Source organism: Mariniblastus fucicola (genome assembly GCF_008087665.1).
GTDB classification, from domain to species: Bacteria; Planctomycetota; Planctomycetia; order Pirellulales; family Pirellulaceae; genus Mariniblastus; species Mariniblastus fucicola.
On the sequence record NZ_CP042912.1, the window covers coordinates 6,339,721 to 6,358,504 of the forward strand.

The 18,784-nt window shown below is 55.1% G+C and carries 13 protein-coding genes and 1 pseudogene; 4 read left to right on the forward strand and 10 right to left on the reverse strand.

Annotation, left to right across the window (positions count from 1 at the left end; genetic code table 11):
- The first annotated feature begins 91 nt into the window (after positions 1–91).
- Together MFFC18_RS23785 and MFFC18_RS23790 are read left to right on the forward strand one after the other, a co-directional pair.
- Positions 92–718, forward strand: a complete 627-nt coding sequence (locus MFFC18_RS23785) for a sigma-70 family RNA polymerase sigma factor (protein ID WP_075084197.1) — start codon at positions 92–94, stop codon at positions 716–718.
- 110 nt (positions 719–828) lie between these two features.
- Positions 829–3,657: a serine/threonine-protein kinase gene (locus MFFC18_RS23790; protein WP_075084198.1), complete on the forward strand. Its 2,829-nt coding sequence runs from the start codon at positions 829–831 to the stop codon at positions 3,655–3,657.
- Between the two features lie 61 nt (positions 3,658–3,718).
- Here the strand turns inward: MFFC18_RS23790 and MFFC18_RS23795 are convergent, their stop codons facing one another.
- The 7 genes and pseudogenes from MFFC18_RS23795 to MFFC18_RS25865 all read right to left on the reverse strand — a co-directional run bounded on the left by MFFC18_RS23795 (position 3,719) and on the right by MFFC18_RS25865 (position 11,713).
- Positions 3,719–5,323 carry a DUF1559 family PulG-like putative transporter gene (locus tag MFFC18_RS23795; protein ID WP_075084199.1) on the reverse strand — a complete coding sequence of 535 codons (1,605 nt, stop codon included), beginning with the start codon at positions 5,321–5,323 and terminating at the stop codon, positions 3,719–3,721.
- Between the two features lie 249 nt (positions 5,324–5,572).
- Positions 5,573–7,084, reverse strand: a complete 1,512-nt coding sequence (locus MFFC18_RS23800; protein ID WP_148619094.1) for a hypothetical protein — start codon at positions 7,082–7,084, stop codon at positions 5,573–5,575.
- Positions 7,085–7,094: 10 nt separating this feature from the next.
- Positions 7,095–7,742 (reverse strand): hypothetical protein, encoded by a 648-nt coding sequence (locus MFFC18_RS23805; protein WP_075084201.1) that lies wholly within the window; start codon positions 7,740–7,742, stop codon positions 7,095–7,097.
- Positions 7,715–8,245 carry an RNA polymerase sigma factor gene (locus MFFC18_RS23810; RefSeq protein ID WP_075084202.1) on the reverse strand — a complete coding sequence of 177 codons (531 nt, stop codon included), beginning with the start codon at positions 8,243–8,245 and terminating at the stop codon, positions 7,715–7,717. Before MFFC18_RS23810 ends, MFFC18_RS23805 begins: the two co-directional genes overlap by 28 nt.
- Positions 8,246–8,550: 305 nt before the next feature.
- A complete protein-coding gene (locus tag MFFC18_RS23815) occupies positions 8,551–10,413 on the reverse strand; it encodes a hypothetical protein (protein WP_075084203.1) in 1,863 nt (620 codons plus the stop codon).
- Entirely contained in the window at positions 10,410–10,778 is a 369-nt protein-coding gene (locus MFFC18_RS23820) for a PadR family transcriptional regulator (RefSeq protein WP_075084204.1), read from the reverse strand. The genes MFFC18_RS23815 and MFFC18_RS23820 overlap by 4 nt, the downstream gene beginning before the upstream one ends.
- A 294-nt stretch (positions 10,779–11,072) precedes the next feature.
- Positions 11,073–11,713 (reverse strand): annotated as a pseudogene (locus MFFC18_RS25865) (SOS response-associated peptidase).
- A gap of 264 nt (positions 11,714–11,977) precedes the next feature.
- Here MFFC18_RS25865 and MFFC18_RS23835 point away from each other — a divergent pair.
- Complete coding sequence (locus MFFC18_RS23835) at positions 11,978–12,436, forward strand: hypothetical protein (RefSeq protein WP_075084205.1); 459 nt, start codon at positions 11,978–11,980, stop codon at positions 12,434–12,436.
- A gap of 15 nt (positions 12,437–12,451) precedes the next feature.
- Here MFFC18_RS23835 and MFFC18_RS23840 read toward each other — a convergent pair whose 3' ends face one another.
- Genes MFFC18_RS23840 through MFFC18_RS23850 form a run of 3 tightly spaced genes read right to left on the reverse strand, consistent with a single transcriptional unit; the run spans position 12,452 to position 15,141 of the window.
- Positions 12,452–12,640 (reverse strand): hypothetical protein, encoded by a 189-nt coding sequence (locus MFFC18_RS23840; RefSeq protein WP_075084206.1) that lies wholly within the window; start codon positions 12,638–12,640, stop codon positions 12,452–12,454.
- A gap of 16 nt (positions 12,641–12,656) precedes the next feature.
- Positions 12,657–14,891 carry a ferrous iron transport protein B gene (feoB, locus tag MFFC18_RS23845; RefSeq protein ID WP_075084207.1) on the reverse strand — a complete coding sequence of 745 codons (2,235 nt, stop codon included), beginning with the start codon at positions 14,889–14,891 and terminating at the stop codon, positions 12,657–12,659.
- A gap of 10 nt (positions 14,892–14,901) precedes the next feature.
- Positions 14,902–15,141 (reverse strand): FeoA family protein, encoded by a 240-nt coding sequence (locus MFFC18_RS23850; protein ID WP_075084208.1) that lies wholly within the window; start codon positions 15,139–15,141, stop codon positions 14,902–14,904.
- Between the two features lie 264 nt (positions 15,142–15,405).
- Between MFFC18_RS23850 and MFFC18_RS23855 the strand changes: the two genes are divergently transcribed.
- Entirely contained in the window at positions 15,406–18,651 is a 3,246-nt protein-coding gene (locus MFFC18_RS23855) for a YCF48-related protein (protein WP_075084209.1), read from the forward strand.
- Positions 18,652–18,784 lie beyond the last annotated feature (133 nt).

An 18,784-nucleotide genomic window follows, 5' to 3' on the forward strand; every position in this document is an offset into this window, starting at 1 on the left:
TGAATGCAAAGCTAACTTAACTTTGCCGTGCGCCGACTCGGGTTTTCAGGGCTATGATGTGGTATCCAACGCACTCAACAGACAGTGAATCTTGAATACACCCAATCATCCCGACGACGAAGATATTCTCTACCTGCGTGAAGGCGGACCGCAGGCCGTTGCCGATCTCTATTCGAAATACCGTCCGCAACTGGAACGGATGGTGGAGTTCCGGATGGACCGCCGGTTGCTGGGGCGAGTGGACGCTGCGGATGTTTTGCAGGATTCATATATGGAGATCGCACGCCGGGTCGAATCGTTCCTCGAAGATCCGGCGGTTTCGTTTTTTGTCTGGGCTCGACAGATCACGTGGCAAACTTTGATGATGTCGCATCGCTCGCATCTTGGAGTGCAGAAACGCGATGCTCGTCAGGAAGTTCGGCTGCATGGCGGCGGCTACAGCCAGGGAACGTCGGTTTCGTTAGCTTCACGACTGGTCGGTGACGTCACGTCGCCAAGCCAGGGAGCGATTCGGGATGAGCAGACTCAGCAGTTGCGTGAGGCGCTCGACTCGATGGATTCGGTAGATCGGGAGGTGTTGGCATTGAGACATTTTGAACAGCTTTCGAACAAGGAAGTCGCCGAGGTATTGAACCTTGGGAAAACGGCAGCAAGCAACCGATATGTGCGAGCATTGGAACGGTTAAAAAAGATTATGGACGAGACGCTGGGGACATAGGAATCCGGCGACGCAAAAGATCATTTCGAAACATCCGCAACTTCCCTCCATTCAGGAACAGATGAAAACAGGCTCAATGCTGAAGCCGCTTTTTGTGCCCCGCAAGCATCATGAACATCGACACGGACACTGATATTCACGAACCAGATCGCAACCCGATGGACGTGCTCGCGGAGCAGTTCACTCAGGAATGTCGTGAAGGTTTGCGCCCGTCGGTCGAAGACTACGCGAGGAAGCATCCCGAGTTGGCGGAGAAAATTCGCAATCTTTTCCCTTCGATCCAGGCCATCGAACAACTTGGATCGCATGCGGCGTCGGAGAAACGTTTTGCGAAAGCGAACGCTGTTTTTGACCGCAACGAAATCGAACAGATCGGCGACTATCGGATCGTTCGCGAGATTGGTCGCGGAGGCATGGGCATCGTTTACGAAGCCATCCAGCAGTCGCTCGGCCGGCATGTCGCGATCAAGCTGTTGCTGCAAACTTCAACCGCGCCAAAACACTTGCAGCGTTTCGAACGTGAAGCACGTACTGCGGCGAACTTGCACCATACCAACATCGTGCCCGTTTTCGGCGTCGGCAGCCAGGACGGGTTTCATTACTACGTGATGCAACTAATCGAAGGCGTTGGACTTGATCGGGTCATCGAAGACTTGCGAGCTTACAATCGAAACTCGAAAAACGGATCGCCCCAACCGGCTCATTTGAAACACGCTTCGGGTTTCGAAAACGTGGCGAGGATCGGTCGAAACGTTGCCGACGCATTGCAGTACGCTCACGATCAGGGCACGCTCCATCGCGATATCAAGCCAGCGAATTTGCTGTTGGATTCCGAAGGCGCCGTTTGGGTGGCGGATTTCGGGCTGGCGAAAGCCATGGAAGACAGCAACGTTAGCCGTACGGGCGAAGTTATCGGAACGTTGCGTTTTATGGCTCCCGAGCAGTTTGCTGGCAATCCGGATCCGCGGAGCGACGTCTACAGCTTGGGCCTGACGATCTATGAGCTGTTGACGTTAAAGCCAGCCTGGGACGAAAACAGCCGCTCACATTTGCTTTCCGGCGCTCATTCGAAACAGACGCAAATCGTGTCGCCGATCAAACTTGATTCGCGAATTCCGCGCGATCTGGAAACGATCGTGATGAAAGCCTGTGCGCGCGAACCGAATGATCGCTATCGGACTGCTGGCGATTTGGCTCATGATCTGGACAACTTTCTCGAAGGCCGGCCCATCAATGCGCGGCCTCCGTATTCGTTCGAAGTTTTTGCCAAGTGGTGTCGCCGAAACCCGGCAATCGCTTCGCTTTCGGGACTGACGGCGATGCTGCTAACTTTGGTCGCGGTTTTGACATCGATCGGGTACTTTCGAGCCAACACGGCGCTTAAACGCGAGCTGGAAGAAAAAGCCCGCACGGTGATTGCGAAACGCAAAGCCGAACAAACGCTGGGCATTTCCCTGCAGGCGCTTGATCGTGTTTACAAACGATTTGTGCCGGACCAAATCTCGGCGACGACCGATGCGACGCTCGAAGGAGTCGACGGCGAACAGTTGACCGTTTCGTCCCAGGCGATGCTGTCCCGGGAAACCGCAGCGTTGCTTGAGGACGTGCTCAGCTTTTATGATCAGTTCGCCAAACAGGACAGTGAGAGCTTGCTGCTCAAACGCGAAGCCGCAAAAGCCAACCGGCGAGTTGGCGACATCCATCGTAAGCTTGGCGACTACGAAAAGTCCGTGCTGGCTTACGATACCGCGGTCGACATGTATGAGGAGATTGGCGATTCAAATTTGGAGATTGCCAGAATTCAAACGGCGATCGGGGACGTGTTTCACGAGTCGAGAGAGCGGGATCTTTCGGAGGCTTCATATATTCATGCGAAGCGATTGCTGGAGGAACTCCATCAGGCGAACCCTGACGCTGCGAATGCGAAGTACGAGCTGGCCCGAACGCTGTATCGACTTTCGCGAAAACGCCCTGAGGACTCGGGACGCCGCGGCCCACAACCGCCGCGACAATCGGACGATCGCCAAGGTCCGCCACGAGACGGTGAACGTCGCGAAGATCGTCCGCCGCCTTCCTCGCCAGGCATGGGGCTCGATGGCCCGCCGCCACGCGGAAACCGGAACTCACCTGAATTGAACCGGGCAATCCGTTTGCTGGAAGAGTTGCGATCGCAATACCCGCAGAATCCTGACTATCAGTTTCTGTTGGCTGTTTGTCATCGTGATCGCAACGGAGGTCCCGGCGAAGTTGATCAGCCGTCAATTGACTTGCTGGAGGAACTTTGCGAGCGCTACCCGCAAATGCCGGACTACCGTTTCGAACTGGCGGAAACGCTTAGCCTCGCGCCGCATCATGGCCTGGAGCAATCTGAAGCGGAAGAATCAATTCGACAGCTGCGTGAGTCGCTGGAAATTCTGGAACGTCTCGTCGCCAGCCACCCGAACATTCCCCAGTACATGAAAACGAAGGCTCACGCACATCACAAACTTGGCACGATGTTACGGGAGTCACCGAAAGTCCGACTGTCGGGTGGCGATGAGCAATTGGCAGAAGCATTGAAGAATCTTCGCGACGCGGTCGCGGCTCAGTTGGCGATTCACGAACAGTTTCCTGACTCTGCGCCCGATCTACTTTGGTTGGCCCGGATGCGGGAGAATCTGGCCGAGGGTTTGCTGCAAAACAACGAACCGGAACAGGCGTTGGAAGTTATCAAACAGTCGATCGCCGAGTCTGCCCCGTTGGCGTATGAAGATTCGGAAATTGACGAACCAGGCAATCGCCCGGCAGCTTTGCATACGATGGTGATCCAGTATGAAGCGTTGTTCGAGATCCTCAATGCTCTGGGGCGTGGCGAAGAAGCCGATCAGGCGATGTTCGATGCCGATATCTTTCGCGCTCAATTGCCGCAACCACCCCGTCGCCGGGAAAACGGTCCTTGATGCATCGCATGGACAAACGCCAAGCGTTGGTGTGATTTGCGCAAGCAGGTTTGCGGAAGTTCTATTCTTTCTCGACCGATCCCCAATCGAAGACTTCGCCGCCTTCGAAAGTGAGCATCGCTTTGAAGACCTCGTCGGTGATCGATTCGGAAAACTCGTGGACCGAACCGTCGAGGACACCGAAAATCCGTGGCGAATCGCCCTGAATGATCGTCGCGGTCGGATTCGCCATATCGATCTCCCAGTCAGCCGGCTTGGTCCACGGAACTGCGGCCTCGGGCGTCGAAAGCAGCACGGCGATGGTGTTGCTGGAACCATCCTTTATCTGACGGAAGGTCTTGCCTTCGGCCAAGTCAAACGCACAGCCTTCGCCAACAGGTAGCACGATCCGAGTTTTGCCAGCGGCTTGAAGTTCGTCGTCTTCCGGGAACTGAGACGCGTAGGTGATCGGCATAGTCTCGAGCAGTTTGATGTTGTGCGGGCTGTCCCAGGGCTCGTCCAGTTTGAACTGTTTGTAAAGATTGTTTTGTTCGAGGAAAGGCAGAATCTGAACGCGCCAACTGAGCAGCGGTTTGCCGTCTTTGTCCGTAATCGCGCGAGCCGGCAGATGTTTGTAAGCACTTTCGAAATTGAGCATCGCCAGCAGAATTTGCCGCACATTGTTTGTCGTTTGCGCGATGCGGGCCGATCGGCGAACGGGCTCAATCGCGGTCGCAATCGCCTTGGGATCCTGCAGAACGGGTTCCAGATCGAAGACAACGTTGGAACCTTCGATTTTGCTTTCTACTTTGCGCAGGATAGGAGCCATGACTTTGGCCCACGATTCCAATCGCGGATTGAAACGCTGCAGAGTTTCACTTTCAGTTTCGTTCATTTGTTCGACCAACGATTTGTAGGACCGAGCCATAATGTTCGCGGCTTCGGCGTCGGCGGTTTGTACAGCCAACTTTCCGGCCAACTGACCCTTTAGCGTTAGCGAAAGTGAAACGTGTTCGACTCGGTCGGCGATCAGCTTGCCATCGATTTGCTGAAAGGGCTTTTCCAGTTGCGGGAAAAGTTCCCGAATAACTCTGCGAGAATCCGCATCGCCACAAAGAATGATTCCGGCGTTGGAGGTGTCAGATTGCTTCCACGCGGATGCGAAATCTTCTCGTGGAACCGTTGGCGAATCTGAGAAGAGCTTCACCGCGGCCTGTTGCCCGACGATGACAAGGTCGCCCTTGGTCGTCACCTGAATTTCCTCATCGCCCATCAGCGAAGCCAGCATTTTGACGCGTCGTTCCAGTTTTTCCAGCGAGGCATCTTTCTTGAGCGAGAACGCGACGACCGGAGCCTGCAAGTTCTCGATGTCCGCCTGCCGAACCAGACAGTAAATCCGTTTTGCTCCGGCGCTGGTCAATTGCTCGACGAAGGATTGAGCCATCGTTGCGCCCATGCTTGCCTGTTCCGCTTTGACGCCTTCGAGCAGCTTCGATTCGATCGCCCGTTCCATCAAATCGCCGAACTGGACTTCGTTCAAATCAGCATAGGCGATGCCAATCAGGTCTTCGGTCGCGAAGCTGGCGGTTTCCGATGCATCGTCTTGTGCGCTTGCGAATGTGGTTTGTAAAACGCAAGCGATCAGCACGGCGAGCGCTGCGAGGTGGGTTTGCTTGTTTGTTTTCATGAGTCGCCCTGTTGATTGGTTGTGTTGGAATTGCATTTCAGGTGGCATAGGCTTCCAGCCTGTGATTGTGTGAGTTCCGCCAAGGTGGCATAGGCTTCCAGCCTGTGATTGCATTGAATAACTGTGATGAAAGTCGTATGACGGTTTTGATGTTACGCTGTTTTGGATGGTGAGTTGTTTTTAATGCAGAGTTGTCTCGCACGTCCCCAGCGCGTCCAAAGGCTGGAAGCCTATGCCACCCCTTGCCCGCTAACGCAAGCGGATCACGTACCGCTTCCAGTAAAGATTCAATCCGTCACGCGGCAAATCCAACACTGCCGCGCCGTCCTTGAGTCTGTAGCGGAATGGCTTTCCTGTCGCAGGATTGTCGGGGACAGGAACGATGTTGATTTCGTCTAGCGAGCTCGGCAGCACTCCCGTTTCTGCCACATGCATTCGCAGCGCTTCGATGGCTCGTAGTGCACAGATGTTGCGATCGACCCGGAGTTGAGCCCGTCGAACCTGAATTGCTGCCGGAAGGATCATGCTCGCGAAAATGGCTCCCGGGCTATTCCGTTTTTCCTCACCGATGAGGAAGTCCTCGACGCGATCAAGACGATTCGCCGACTGCGGATAGGGCAAATAGATTTCTTTTTCCGCGAAGTCACTGATCCTGGTGAGCTCGCGTGCAGCGTCTTTCATCAGCACTTCGCTAACCGACATCGCCTCCACGTTGTCTTTCGTTTCGCCGCCGGCGATGAGCCGCTTTTTGGCGCTGCGATAGGAAGCCAGGCCCAAGGCCGTCGCCATCATGGCATCCTGCGGCACTGGCTTTCTTTCAGCGACGCCAGAAGGGCCATTCTGAACTTGCGCGAAAAGCATTCCATCCGCAAACCGTCCGGATATTTTATTAAGCAGAGAATTCCACTCCTGATCGGTGTGTTCCTGTTGGGCTTCAGCCAGTTCGGGAATGAGCCTTTCGCCCCACTGCATCTCCAGTCGCATCGCCCGCCGCAAATCGATGATCGGGCGAGGCAACTCTGTCAGCGCCCAGTACATGTTCGGGCTACCTTCGGCCGCGATAAGTTGCTCCATGCCATGGTTCGTGATGCCAACTTCAGCGATGCCGATCAGCCCCGCGACCAACGCTGGTGTCTGAGCCACATTCTGCGCCAACTGATAGTTCATTCGCATCAGGGCAACTGCGTCGGCGAATCTTCCTTCGATGATCGCAGCGCGGGTTTGCAATCCCAGCACACGTGACATCGACCGGGTCTCCTGTTCGAAACTGAGCGAAAAACCGATGGCGCGCTCGCCCTGCAGGTCTTCCATCCCCAGATCAAAATCGCAATCCCGTTGCATCGTCGCGCGTGCAAGGTACTCTCGGACATAGTCATCGAATTCAGCCGAAGCCTCAAGGATTTTCTCCGGTGCGACGTCTTTGAATTGCTGCGAGTCGTACCATGAATGGGATTCCAGGCCAAACTTGTCCGAAATCCTCTTGAGTGGACTGCGCAAACCGCCTTCGGCAAGTGACCGCATGTAAGTCGACGCCGCGTTGCCCGAAATTGTCTGATGCGGAAGGACCGTCAAGCGATACTTGAACGCGGGACTTGGCGAGGCCGCAGGCGAGACCGTCAGTTCGATGGTCTCCGTGGGTCCATCGTCAGCCAGAGCACCGATAATCGACTGGGCTTGTGAGTTCGAGACGGCAAAGGATAGGCTGATCGAGAGGCTGATCATCAGAGCCGGCAGCGTTCGCATGACTCGTTTTGTTTGCATCGCATTTTCCTTACAAGAGATCATCAACAAGCTCCTCCGCGTTTAAAAAGCTGCCTGTTTTCAGCCGTACAGCGTCGCGTTGCCCATCGCTGGACTCGAAATGAACCGGCGTCATATGCCACTGAGATTCCCGCGAATATTGTTCGATTCGCTGGTGATAACTTTCCTTCGGTCGAAAGCCAAGCAGTCCGAGCAACGACGCTGGCTTGAGAGCTTTCAGTCGCTGAGTTGGTTCTTCCGTTGGCTGCATCGCCGCAAGAACTGGTTGCTCCGTTCGATCAATCGAAGGCTCTGATACCGTCGTGATCGATGGTGAGTCCAAAGCGGAATCGAGTGCGACTTCCAACGCGGGATTTTCGTTCCGTAAAAGCATCATCCCAAGAATCATCGACGCGACCGCAAAGACCGTCGTCATCGCTGGCCACAACAATGAAGTTCGCGACGCCACTACGCCAATCGGTTCAGAAGCCGCCGCAGGTTTCGGCAAACAGTTAGCCTCTGCGAGCGCGGCCTGCCAACCGGCCTGATACATCAGCACGTCTCGGTTGACGCGTGAAGCAGGAAGCTCCGCCGATTCCAGCATGGCTTCGACGGTTCGGCCTTCGTGAGAAAGTCCGTCCAGCGGATGGTCTATTGGGATTTCGTTTTCGTCAGACATGTCGATTCCAAAATGGAACGAAGTTGTTCAATTGCTTGTACGTATTTTCGCTGCGCGGAACTGGATGACGTTTCCGTCAGTTCCGCAATCTGTTGCCACGTGAGTCCACTCCAGATCCTTAGCACGACGGTTTCGCGACTGTCGGCTGGGAGCAATTCCAGTGAACTCAGAAGCTGTTGCTCTTCATCGCGACGGGTTGCCATTTGACTCGGATCAAATTCTGCAGCAACCTTTGACGCGATCTCAAACGAACGCTGCCTTTCGTGATCCGTCCTGCGTTTGGCCGATCGGGCTGCGTTGATCGCCCGATTGCGAACGGCTCGATAAAGCCAGGCGACATTGCAATCCGGTGGAGGTTTTCGCGCGGCTAAACCAACGAAGGCTTCCTGCACACAGTCTTCGGGGCTGCGGCACCACTGCGAGGCATAAATCTCCAGCGCTCGAGCATGCTGGTCCAGCAAACTGGCGAGTTGCTCAGGAGGAATTTGGCCTGTTGGTGACATTCAGCCCGTCGTAAAGGTGCCGATCGGTTCGTTTGCAATTAGTCACCGCTCGGCAGGGGGCTGCCCAGAATTCTGGAAAGAAATTGGGAACAATGGCGTTCCAGAAGAATACGTCGCGGGAAATGCACGCATATTGTAGTCAGAAGTCCACATGCATCGCGCGACATCCCATCGCCATCGTAGCCAAGCAAAAGAAATCGTTTAACGGCAAGCCGTAGGCGACTGCGTCTATAGATCAATCATGCAAACGCAGTCGCCTGCGGCTTGCCGTTAAACGAGGGATCAAAGACAGATTCTCGAAAGCATCAATAGTCAGCCTGAGGCCAAACAACCCAATCGCCGTCTCCGTTCTGATCGAGCCAGGGAGTGTTTGAATCGGTATCGACGCCACCATCATCATCGCCATCGTGACCCAGAGAATAGACAACCGGAGCGTCGTCTTTGATGACGAAGTTCAATGGTTTTCCATTGAGCCGATCGATCGGCGTCTGCTCAAGCCATTTCCCTTTCAACTGCTCCAGTTTGTCAGGCCACTCGCCTTCGGCGCGTCGATATTGATGGCAAGCAATTGCCAATAGCACGGCATCCTGGTAGGCGATTTTGATCTCACGAGCATCCTTCAGTCGCCCCAACTGACCAATCAGCCCCGAAAGCATACCCGAGCCATCTTTCTCTTCCAGCCTTTCCTCCAGTGTAAAATCGCGATCCTCCCACATTGGTCGATGAACGCGTTGCTCAAGTTCATCAAATGATTCTTCGACCAACGTAACTGTTTCCATTCGCGTCGGAGCGGAAAACAAATTAACTGGTGCAGTCATGGATCGCACATAGGAATTTTCGTGCCACGGTTCTTCTTCGGCAGGGTACAAGCCGGTCATTTTCGAACACATGTATTGGATCTCAGCGCCGACTGCTGTCAGCCGTCCGTCTCCATTGCCATCGTCCGAATAAATTCGCTGAATCATGTCCATGGCCATGTCCTCCTCGAATTCGTATTTCGCGGTTGCAGTGAGATCAACTTCCGCGACAGACTTTTTCAATTCGTGAAGCTGTTCGTCGGAAAAGAAATCTGGATGCTCTATCAAGACTTCCTCAACGACAGCAAAACCCATTGCGTGCACGGCGAATCCAACGAACGAGCAAACCGCTATCGGAGCGTCGGCTGATTGCCGGGCAAGCCCATGGATCGCTTTGATGTTTTCCAATGCGCGACTGCGATCACCCTGCTCAATGGCAAGCCGCGTATCAACTTGCAGGACGCGGGCTGCTTCACGAAACTGCTGAACGTGTGGCAGCAAAATGTTGATCACGGATTGATTCATCAAACGATTGGCTTCGTCGCTGATCGGACCCACCGCCAATGATTCTTCCCAGTCCATTCCTTGTTCCCGGAGATTCTCTCGGTCCAGATTGGGGTAGAGTGCCTGGAGGTCATCATCCGAATACTTCGTTAAATCGGAGTGCAATGGCGTGCCAAGATGAGGCAGCTTTGATGCCGATCGCCATGTATCGAGTAGCTCCTTCATCGACTCCAGCTTTGCGACTGCTTCGGGCCAATTCTTGTCCGATGGCTTGATCAGCCTTACGTTGCTGTTCTCCAAATCGACATACAGTTCCTTGAAATTCTCGCCTCCGCCTTCTGACAAACCGTACTTGATCCACAGATCGCGATAGATCGGCCACGCCTGTTGGTCCGCTGGACTGGAAGTGACCGCCTCATTCAATTTCGCGCTGTAATCCACCGTGGGATTTGGTTTGGCCGAATGAAAGAACAGCTGCAACAACAAATAGCTCAAGAACGAACCACCGAAAACAATAACCGAACCGCGAAAAGCTTTAACTGACATCGGACGACTCCGTAATTTACTGCTGCGAAAAAGAGAAACCGCGACCTCGGTCGTGCCGAAATCGCGAACAAGTTCGTCAAAAGTTTGGCCACGCTCGTGACCGTCCTGGAAGTGATGAATTAGCTCGGTCGCGATCTCCGATTTCTCGAAACGAAGCAACCCGGTTTGCTCCACAACATCGCTAATCCGCGTTTGTACTTGCTCAGGCAAACCGGAATCCGCAATCGCAGATTTCCAGTCACCGGCAGAAAGAAACTGCAAACACAGCCGATCCAAAAACCGGTCTCGAAACAGATTCGTTGGCGAGTGGGCTTCGCTCATGGGGTCGCTCCGGCAGGCAAAGCAGAACCTCCATCGCCACGGGTCAAACCGAGAGCTCGCATTCCCTGCGTGATCGCTTTCCACTGCTCGCGATCCGTCTCCAGCTTCTTCTTTCCTTTGACCGTCAAACGGTAGTAGCGACGTTTTCGGCCGTTATCGGCTTTCTTTTCACGCGACGTCACCAACCCTTTCGATTCGAGGTTGTAGAGCATCGGATAGAGCGTCGACTGCCCCAGCTCAAAGACGCCTTTGGAACGTTTCGCGAGCGATTCAACGATTTCATAGCCGTACATCTCGCCGGAAGAAAGCAACTGCATCACCGCAGTCGGCCCTGCCCCACGCATCATTTCCCGTTCCAGCTTCATGGTTTTCTACCCGGCGTTAAACTATGCGAACCACGCTATGCAATACATAGTATCGACAACGAAGCTTCGGGGCAAGAGAAAAATTGCTTTTGAGGTGCGATCAAATCGTTTAACGGCAAGCCGCAGGCGACTGCGTTTCGCAGGTTTCAGGTCAGAATCGAATCGTTTAACGGCAAGCCACAGGCGACTGCGTTTCGTAAACGTCGCTATCGCCGGCGTATAAAAGGCGGATCTGTCACCGCAACGTTCAGCAGCGGCCAGGTTTTTGCAAAAAGAATCACGCGAGAAGCGGCATTAAAGCGTAGCCTCTGAAATCTCGAAATCTTCCCAGTCGCGTGGGGCCAGGAACGACTTCAGTTTTTCTTTGTCGGCGAATTCGCAGTCCAACCAGTACGGAAGCTGATCCGATTCCAGCTTCACCGGCATGCGATCATGCAAGTCAGCCATGAAGTCGTTGGCTGCCGTTGTGATGATGGTGCAGGTTTCGACACGAGGCCCGTCTTTTGGCCCTTCCGGATCGCGCCAACTTTCCCACAACCCGCCACCAGCCAGGGCTCGCGATCTTCGCGGGCAATCAGGTACGGCTGCTTTTTCTTTTGGCCTTTGACCGGTTTCCACTCGTAGAATCCGTCGCAGACGATTGCGCAGCGTTTTGATTTTGCGGCATTTCGAAACGCGGGCTTTTCAAAAACCGTTTCGCTGCGGGCGTTGATCATGCGGTTGCCAATCTTCAGCTCTTTGGCCCAAAACGGCACCAAACCCCAACGCAGCATCACGGCTTCCTGCCGGCCATCGGGTTGCCGAACGGCCAGCACGTTTTGAGTCGGACAAATGTTGTGTCTCGGTTCTTGTGGCGGGATGTCGGACGCGGCAAGGCTATCGAAAAGCGTCGCCAGTTGGTGGGCAGGTGTTTGAAGTGTGAATCGTCCGCACATGATGTTGGCGTAGTAGGAGGATGAAACTGGAGTGGCTTCTTTTATCAAGCGAATTTAATCGTGCAACTGTCGGATTGCCGAGGCGGCGACTGCTCAACCGAATTACGGCTATTGAAGTGGACAACTGCAACGCGTTCACAGGCTGGAAGCCCATGCCACCTGTAGAACGGTTGACTGCGCGATCACAGGCTGGAAGCCTATGCCACCTTTTGTTGCAAAGGTCTACACTATTGTAAACGCAAACCCCTTCCGAAAAGTATCAAGATGCCGCTATCGAAATCAGAACTTGAACAAGTCGCCAAGCCCACTCAGACGCTGCAGATCATTGGCGGTGCGATGATTATGGGCGTCAGCGTCGCGGGTGTGATGCTCAGCGCGGTGGCGGGTTTCGCAAAACTCGATACTGAATTGAGCATGCTCGTTGCGATGGCTGCGATGACCGGCGCGGTGATGTACTCGATCGCCTTCGGTGCATTCAAAATGCTCTCATCGCAGACCGATTCGAAGAGCGACGACTTGATGTCGAATTTCAAAGTGCTGCAGACCGCGTGGATCGTCCGGTTTGCGATCATCGAAGGCGCGTGCTTTCTGAATTTGATGGTGACGCTTGTCGAACACAGCTTGATTACGCTGTTCGTGGCGGTGTTCGGCGTGCTGCTAATGGTGATCGGATTTCCGCGAACGATGAAAGTTGAAGAGCTGCTTGAAGAGCGGATGAAGTAGTTCGTGGCGCGGCGGTTACTCGTCGCCGATCTGCACCAGGGGAACCTGCTTTACGCTGTACTCCGGATGGCTGGCCGGGCAGGAAGAGCATGTACTGCCGCCGCAGCCACTGTCGGGTCGCGTCGTGATCCGATAGAGCCGGCTCAGCACGAACATCAATGCTCCCGCGACGGCGATCAGGGCGACGATCGTTTGCCAGTCCATTCTTCTCTCCTTTCGATCAGGAAATCATTCGGCTGAAAATCTGGTAAACCGCGAAGGCTCCAATATACGCCAGCACCGTCATGTAGACGAATGAAAAAGTTGGCCAGAACCACGAGTTGGTTTCCCGCTTGATGACCGCAAGCGTCGACACGCACTGGGCGCACAACGCGAAAAATACCATCAACGAAAGCGCCACCGGCAGCGTAAACAGCGGTCGGTCGGAGCCTTCCCATTTAGCAGCTGCCAGTTGTTCTCGCAGCGAGTCCGATTCTTCGTCGACTTCCGAGCCGAGCCCGAAGATGACTCCCATCGTGGACACGACGACCTCGCGAGCCGGGAAGGAGGCGATCGCGGCGCTGCCGATTCGCCAATCCCAACCCAGCGGCTTAACGACTGGTTCGATCAGCTTTCCGCTGCGGCCCAGATAACTCTGACGCAAATGGAAAGCCGAAATATTGTTCTGGGCAACAGCCAGTTCGCTTTCGATGGACGGGCGTTCGGCAGCATCATCGGCCAACGTTTCCAGCTGCGGTTCCAGTCGCTGCACGACGGCGAAATCGTTCGTCAGCTCAGCCGGCGGATTGCTCTCATTGAGACGCGGAAAATACGCAGCGGCCCAAACCAGAATCGTGACCGCGACGATGATTGTCCCCGCGTCGCGAATAAACGACCATCCTCCATCGAACATCCTCTGTCCAACGTTGCGAAGGCTGGGAACTTTGTAGGACGGCATCTCCAGCACGAAAGACGTCGGCGGCGATTTGACGAACGTCCGTCGAAGAATCCAGGCAACGATCACGGCCACCACGATCCCGACCATGTACATCGCGAACATCGTCAGGCCTCGCAATCCCAGCAAGCCACCGAGGTAACTTTGGGCGGGCACAAACGTGGCGATCAACAGCACGTAAACCGGCAGCCGCGCACTGCAGCTCATCAACGGCGCGATCAGAATCGTGACCAGTCGCTCGCGATCGTTTTTGATCACACGAGTCGCCATGATTCCAGGAATCGCGCAGGCGAACGAAGACAACAGCGGAAACAGCGTCACTCCGCTCAGTCCGATCTTTGACAGGTAGCGGTCCATCAGGAACGCGGCTCGCGCGAGATAACCCGAATCTTCCAGCAGCGCCAAAATCAAAAACAACAGCAGAATCTGCGGCAGAAAGATCAGCACGCTGCCGACGCCATTGATCAGCCCATCGACAAGCAAACTGTTAAGCGTGCCTGCGGGCACAACTCCGTTGACGATCGAAGCCAGCGTTCCGTTGAACCAGTCGATCATGTCCGAAGCCGGATCGGCGATCCAGAACACCAGCTGAAACAGCATGACCGAAACGAGCAGAGCCACGCCCAATCCCCAGATCGGATGCGTCAACCAGGCATCGAGCCGGTCGGTGATGCTCGACGCGCGAACCGGACCGGTTTGCTTGATGAATTCGTCGCTGTGTCGGGTGATCCAGGAGTAACGGGCGCTGGATTCACTTTCGAAAACCGGTTCTTTACCGGATTCCATTTTCTGTTTTTCGGACTCTACGCTTTCGAGCGTCGTCGGGCCGACTTCGGATTTGAGCTGGTCCGCCATAAAACCATCGGTGTCGAACAGCATTCGCGTGACAGCAAAGCGTTTTAGTGCACAATCGTCCGGGCAGGTCGATTCCAGTTGCTCGATGCGATCCTTCAAGCTGGCTTCGAACGGATCGTGCGGGAAGTCAGGATTCTTGTTCCGCGAATCTGCAATCGCCCGTTTCAGCGCGTCGAAGCCCTCCCTCCGTTTGGCTTGTACGGGAACCACGGGCACGCCCAGGAGTTGCTGAAGTTTCTCGCAATCGATCTCCACGCCGTTGCGTTTGGCGACATCGACCATGTTGACCGCCACAACGGTCGGCTGATTCAGCTCCAACACCTGGCTGACAAGAAACAGATTCCGCTGCATGTTGCTGGCGTCGATCACGCACAGGATCACATCGGGCTTTCCGGCCGCCGGAGGCTTTCCAAGCAGAATTTTGACGGCCAGCATTTCCTCTGGCGAAGTCGGAGCCAGGCTGTAGGTGCCGGGAAGATCGACAAGTTCGAAGTCTTCGTCGTCGATCGAGATCAGACCGCTGCGTTTTTCAACGGTGACGCCGGGATAGTTGCCAACATGCTGGCGGACGCCGGTGAGCCCGTTGAACAGCGTCGACTTTCCTGCGTTGGGATTCCCAAGGACGACAACCGTGCAGCCGGGAGCGGCTTTGACGGGATTGGCCATTTGAACAGGCTCAGATAGTTTTTACTAGAATTTCGAGACTGTCCGACATACGCAAACAGAATCGATTTCCGTTGCAGAACTGAACGATGCAGGTAATGCCACCACGAGTCACCGAAATGACTTCGCCAGTTCGCAATCCAAGTGCCGCGACACGGGCAATCTCACGCGGGTCGCCAGAAATGGACATGACCTTCGCGATCTGGCCTGATTGCAGTTCACGTAGCTGAATGTACTGTTGGACGACATTCATGGATTGGTTCGCTATCTCGGTTTGGTTCTCGAAGCTTCCAATTGTACCCTACTGTCCGATCGGCCGCCAAGTCGCTTTCTTTGAGGAATGCGACCGTGTGACGCAGTCGGACTCGCCTCGGAGGGATCCGCCACGTGCAGTATCGGCTCGGATACGCCTTGAACTACTTAGATTGCGCGGGCTAGCGAAAACATACCTGGAAAACACGCTTGGGCGCGGCGGATTCGGATTGCTAGACTCCGCTGCCCCAAAATCGAGGATGTCATGCCAAGAACGGATTCTGTCAGCTGCGCACTTTTTTTCGCCCTTGCGGTTCTGGCGCTGACCAAAACCACCGCGATTGCCGCGATTGCCGCTCAAGACGGCCTTGCGCAGGAACCGCGACCCGAAAGCTGGAAAGCTGACGCGTCTCTCACCGATGTCATTTTTGTTGATCGCCAACACGGCTGGGCCGTCGGATCCCAAGGTGTGCTACTTCGCACAGAAGACGGTGGCAAGACTTGGGGCGAAGGCAGTTTGACTTCCAGGACTCGCAAGACTGCCGAAATTCCGCTGACCGAAAAGTTCCAGCGAATCCGAGCCAATCAACAGCACGGCGCAGCGGACACTTCGACTTCTTCGCCCTTTTCATGCCGCTTTGAAACCGTCTGTTTCACTGACGCAAAAAATGGGTGGGCCGCTGGCGGCTACGACCTGCCCTACATGGATCATTCCCGTGCCGTGATCGCACGAACCAACGATGGAGGCAAATCCTGGCAAAGCCTGCCGCATTTGATGCTGGGGCGAATCCAGAAAATCGAGTTCCGTGGTATGCAACGACTTTCGGGCTGGGCGGTCGGAGCCAACGATCCTGGAACCGATTCCTCGCTGTCGTTCACCGCGGACGCTGGCAACCTGTGGAACAGCCAAAAGTCAAAACGAATGCCAGATCTGATCGACGCCGAAACGACGGGCAACCAGTTCGTGGGCCTCGACAGCGATGGCCAACCGGTGAGCTTCGACACGGCAAAGCTGGAACATTCCGTGATCACCGAAGACGGAAACTTCGTCCTTGACGACGTCGCGATGGTGGACGCAAAAACTGGCTGGGCCGTGGGCCACAACGGAGCCGTTCTTCAAACCAAAAACGGCGGGTTGAGCTGGTCCAAGCCTTCACAGGATCTGGACCCGCTCCAGGGCTTTGATTTTCGCTGCGTCGCGACTCAAAAGACACGTATTTGGTTTGCCGGCAATCCTGGCAACACGATCTTTTCGATCGACCAACAGACAGGTGAATGGGATGCTCACAGATTGCCTGGCGGAACAGCAGTCAATTCGATCTACTTCCTTGACGAAACGTTTGGTTGGGCGGTTGGCGATCTGGGAAAAATCTGGGCCACGCAGGACGGCGGAAATAACTGGACGCTGCAACGAAGTGGTTCGCAACGAGGCAAGTCTTCGGTTGGCGTGTTGGCGTTTTGCAACAGCGTTGACGAATTGCCGCTGGAGTTTTTGGCAAAGCAGGCGGGCGAAGACGGAAAACTGGTTGGAGTCGCAATGCCTCGCAGCGAGAACTTTGACACGATTCGCATGGCTGCAGAACGTCTTGGAGCTGCCGTCGTTTCGCCGTTGAGCATCGATTCGGAATCAGACCTGATTCGCAAACTTGTGCGAACCATTCGAATTTGGCGTCCTACGGTGATTGCCGGGCACTCAAGTCAGTTTCTCGAGAGAGCCGTTCGGCTCGCCGCGGACGACCAGGCGTTCCCCGAACAATTGGCGACCGGGCTCAACCCGTGGCAAACCCGGTTCCTGATGGTTGCCGATCCAAACGGGCCGCTGGAGTATGAGAACAGTGTGTTTTTGACGCGTGTTGGCTCGCTGCTGGAAGACTTCGTTTTGCCCAGCCGCATGATCTGCCGCTTGCCGATCAGTGCGAAAAACAGGACGGCATTTTTCGCCTGGAAATTCGTTGGCCACGGAGCCGACGCGCGGCGAGTGCAGCTGGATTCCAGCCCGTTTTCACAAACCAGTGTCGCCAAACGAAAGCAGAACGCGACGCCGCTGGGCAGCTTGGCTTCGGTTGGCAAAATCAGCGGCAAGCGGGGACAGATGACGGCACTTCTACAGCGACGCATCGACTCGGTTCTGGATGTGGAATCCTGCAAGAAAGCCATCTCAAATCTGACGTTTCCACTCAACGCCGACCCCAACGGTCAACACCTCGCAGGCATCTGGCTGGTACAACTTGCCGATCAGTACTTTGCCGCCGGTCGACCTCAGCTGGCCGCGTGGACGCTCGAAAATCTGACAAGAAACTATCCGAATCATTGCATGGCGCCGCTGGCTCACTCGACGTTGGCGAAGTACTACTCAAGTAGCGAATTGAATCGTTTGGCAATTTCCGATTGGCAACGGCTCCGTCAGAACATCGGCCAGGCTAACCGGCTTCCTGCGGGAACAAAGACCATGCCGCAAGGCGTTGCGATCCAACAGAAACGGCTGGGCGTAAACCGCACGGAGTATCGTTGGGACAAAGTTGACCTCGCGTCGGCACTCGAAGAGGCGGCTGCGATGCCGTTGGATATCGACGTGGAGGACGAGCTCAAAGACTTCGACCCCGCGACCGTTGACCTTTCGCTCGATGTTGCCGAACCGGAAGTTGATCCGACGACCCAACAGCAGAATCTGGCTCCGATGAACCGCGCCGAAATCGATGCTTTTCTCAAAGAGCGAAATCGTCTCGCAGCCAGTCAGTTTTCGCGGCTTGGAGCTCGTGACCGCGGCCTGGTGAAGCGAGCTGATCTTCAATATTTGCAGGCGCACATCGTCAAACAGCTTTCCGGAATCGAAGACGCGAATCCGTACTATCGCAACGTGCTCAAAGCCAAACCGCACCCGAAGTTTTCGCCTGCGGCCAGCGATGAACTGCGTTCGGACAACGAATCGCTTTCAACAGCAGTGATCGCGACGGCCGAGCGACCGCATCTCGACGGGCTTCCCGACGATCCGGTTTGGCAGGAAGTCATGAAAGCAAATCAAACGATCAAGCTGGAGAAACCCGAAGGAGCTTTGATGAACGACATCGTCATGCTGGCGCGTGACGCCGAGTACGTTTACCTGTACGCAAGGTGTTACAAAGCAGACCAGTGCACTTACACCTCAAGCACTGGCGATATGCGGCAGCGCGACGCGGACCTGACGAATCAGGATCGAATCGAAATCAGCCTGGACGTCGACCGGGATCTTGCAAGCTCGTGTTTGCTCAAAATTGACTGGCGTGGCCGAGTTCACGAATCCTGCAGCGGCGCGAATTCCTGGAACCCAAAAATGTTTGTGGCCAACCATCAGGACGAACGCGTTTGGTCGATCGAATGTGCAATTCGGATCGAAGACCTCACGGAAAGCATTGAAGCGGGCGAAATCTGGCGCTTCGATGTCCAGCGTGCTCACCGGGACGCGAACGCAAGCGTCGCAAGCATTTGGGGCCCCGATCAACGTCCCAACGGCTCCCTTTTGATGTTCCGTTAGCCAGCCGATCACAAACTCTGCGGAATCTACCGGTATGGCGGCTTCAATCCTGATGAAATTTGGCGTCCGGTTTAGCGTCGGCGCTGAATCAGCCGAACTACAATGAGGGTGATGCTGCAGCGGCTATCGCGAA

Excerpts from the sequence above, each read along its gene's own strand:
- MFFC18_RS23820 (WP_075084204.1), bottom strand. The coding sequence starts at position 10,778 with ATGAAGCTGGAACGGGAAATGATGCGTGGGGCAGGGCCGACTGCGGTG.
- MFFC18_RS23805 (WP_075084201.1), bottom strand. The coding sequence starts at position 7,742 with ATGTCTGACGAAAACGAAATCCCAATAGACCATCCGCTGGACGGACTT.
- MFFC18_RS23790 (WP_075084198.1), top strand. The coding sequence starts at position 829 with ATGAACATCGACACGGACACTGATATTCACGAACCAGATCGCAACCCG.
- MFFC18_RS23800 (WP_148619094.1), bottom strand. The coding sequence starts at position 7,084 with ATGCAAACAAAACGAGTCATGCGAACGCTGCCGGCTCTGATGATCAGC.
- MFFC18_RS23840 (WP_075084206.1), bottom strand. The coding sequence starts at position 12,640 with ATGGACTGGCAAACGATCGTCGCCCTGATCGCCGTCGCGGGAGCATTG.
- MFFC18_RS23835 (WP_075084205.1), top strand. The coding sequence starts at position 11,978 with ATGCCGCTATCGAAATCAGAACTTGAACAAGTCGCCAAGCCCACTCAG.
- feoB (WP_075084207.1), bottom strand. The coding sequence starts at position 14,891 with ATGGCCAATCCCGTCAAAGCCGCTCCCGGCTGCACGGTTGTCGTCCTT.
- MFFC18_RS23855 (WP_075084209.1), top strand. The coding sequence starts at position 15,406 with ATGCCAAGAACGGATTCTGTCAGCTGCGCACTTTTTTTCGCCCTTGCG.
- MFFC18_RS23795 (WP_075084199.1), bottom strand. The coding sequence starts at position 5,323 with ATGAAAACAAACAAGCAAACCCACCTCGCAGCGCTCGCCGTGCTGATC.
- MFFC18_RS23810 (WP_075084202.1), bottom strand. The coding sequence starts at position 8,245 with ATGTCACCAACAGGCCAAATTCCTCCTGAGCAACTCGCCAGTTTGCTG.
- MFFC18_RS23850 (WP_075084208.1), bottom strand. The coding sequence starts at position 15,141 with ATGAATGTCGTCCAACAGTACATTCAGCTACGTGAACTGCAATCAGGC.
- MFFC18_RS23815 (WP_075084203.1), bottom strand. The coding sequence starts at position 10,413 with ATGAGCGAAGCCCACTCGCCAACGAATCTGTTTCGAGACCGGTTTTTG.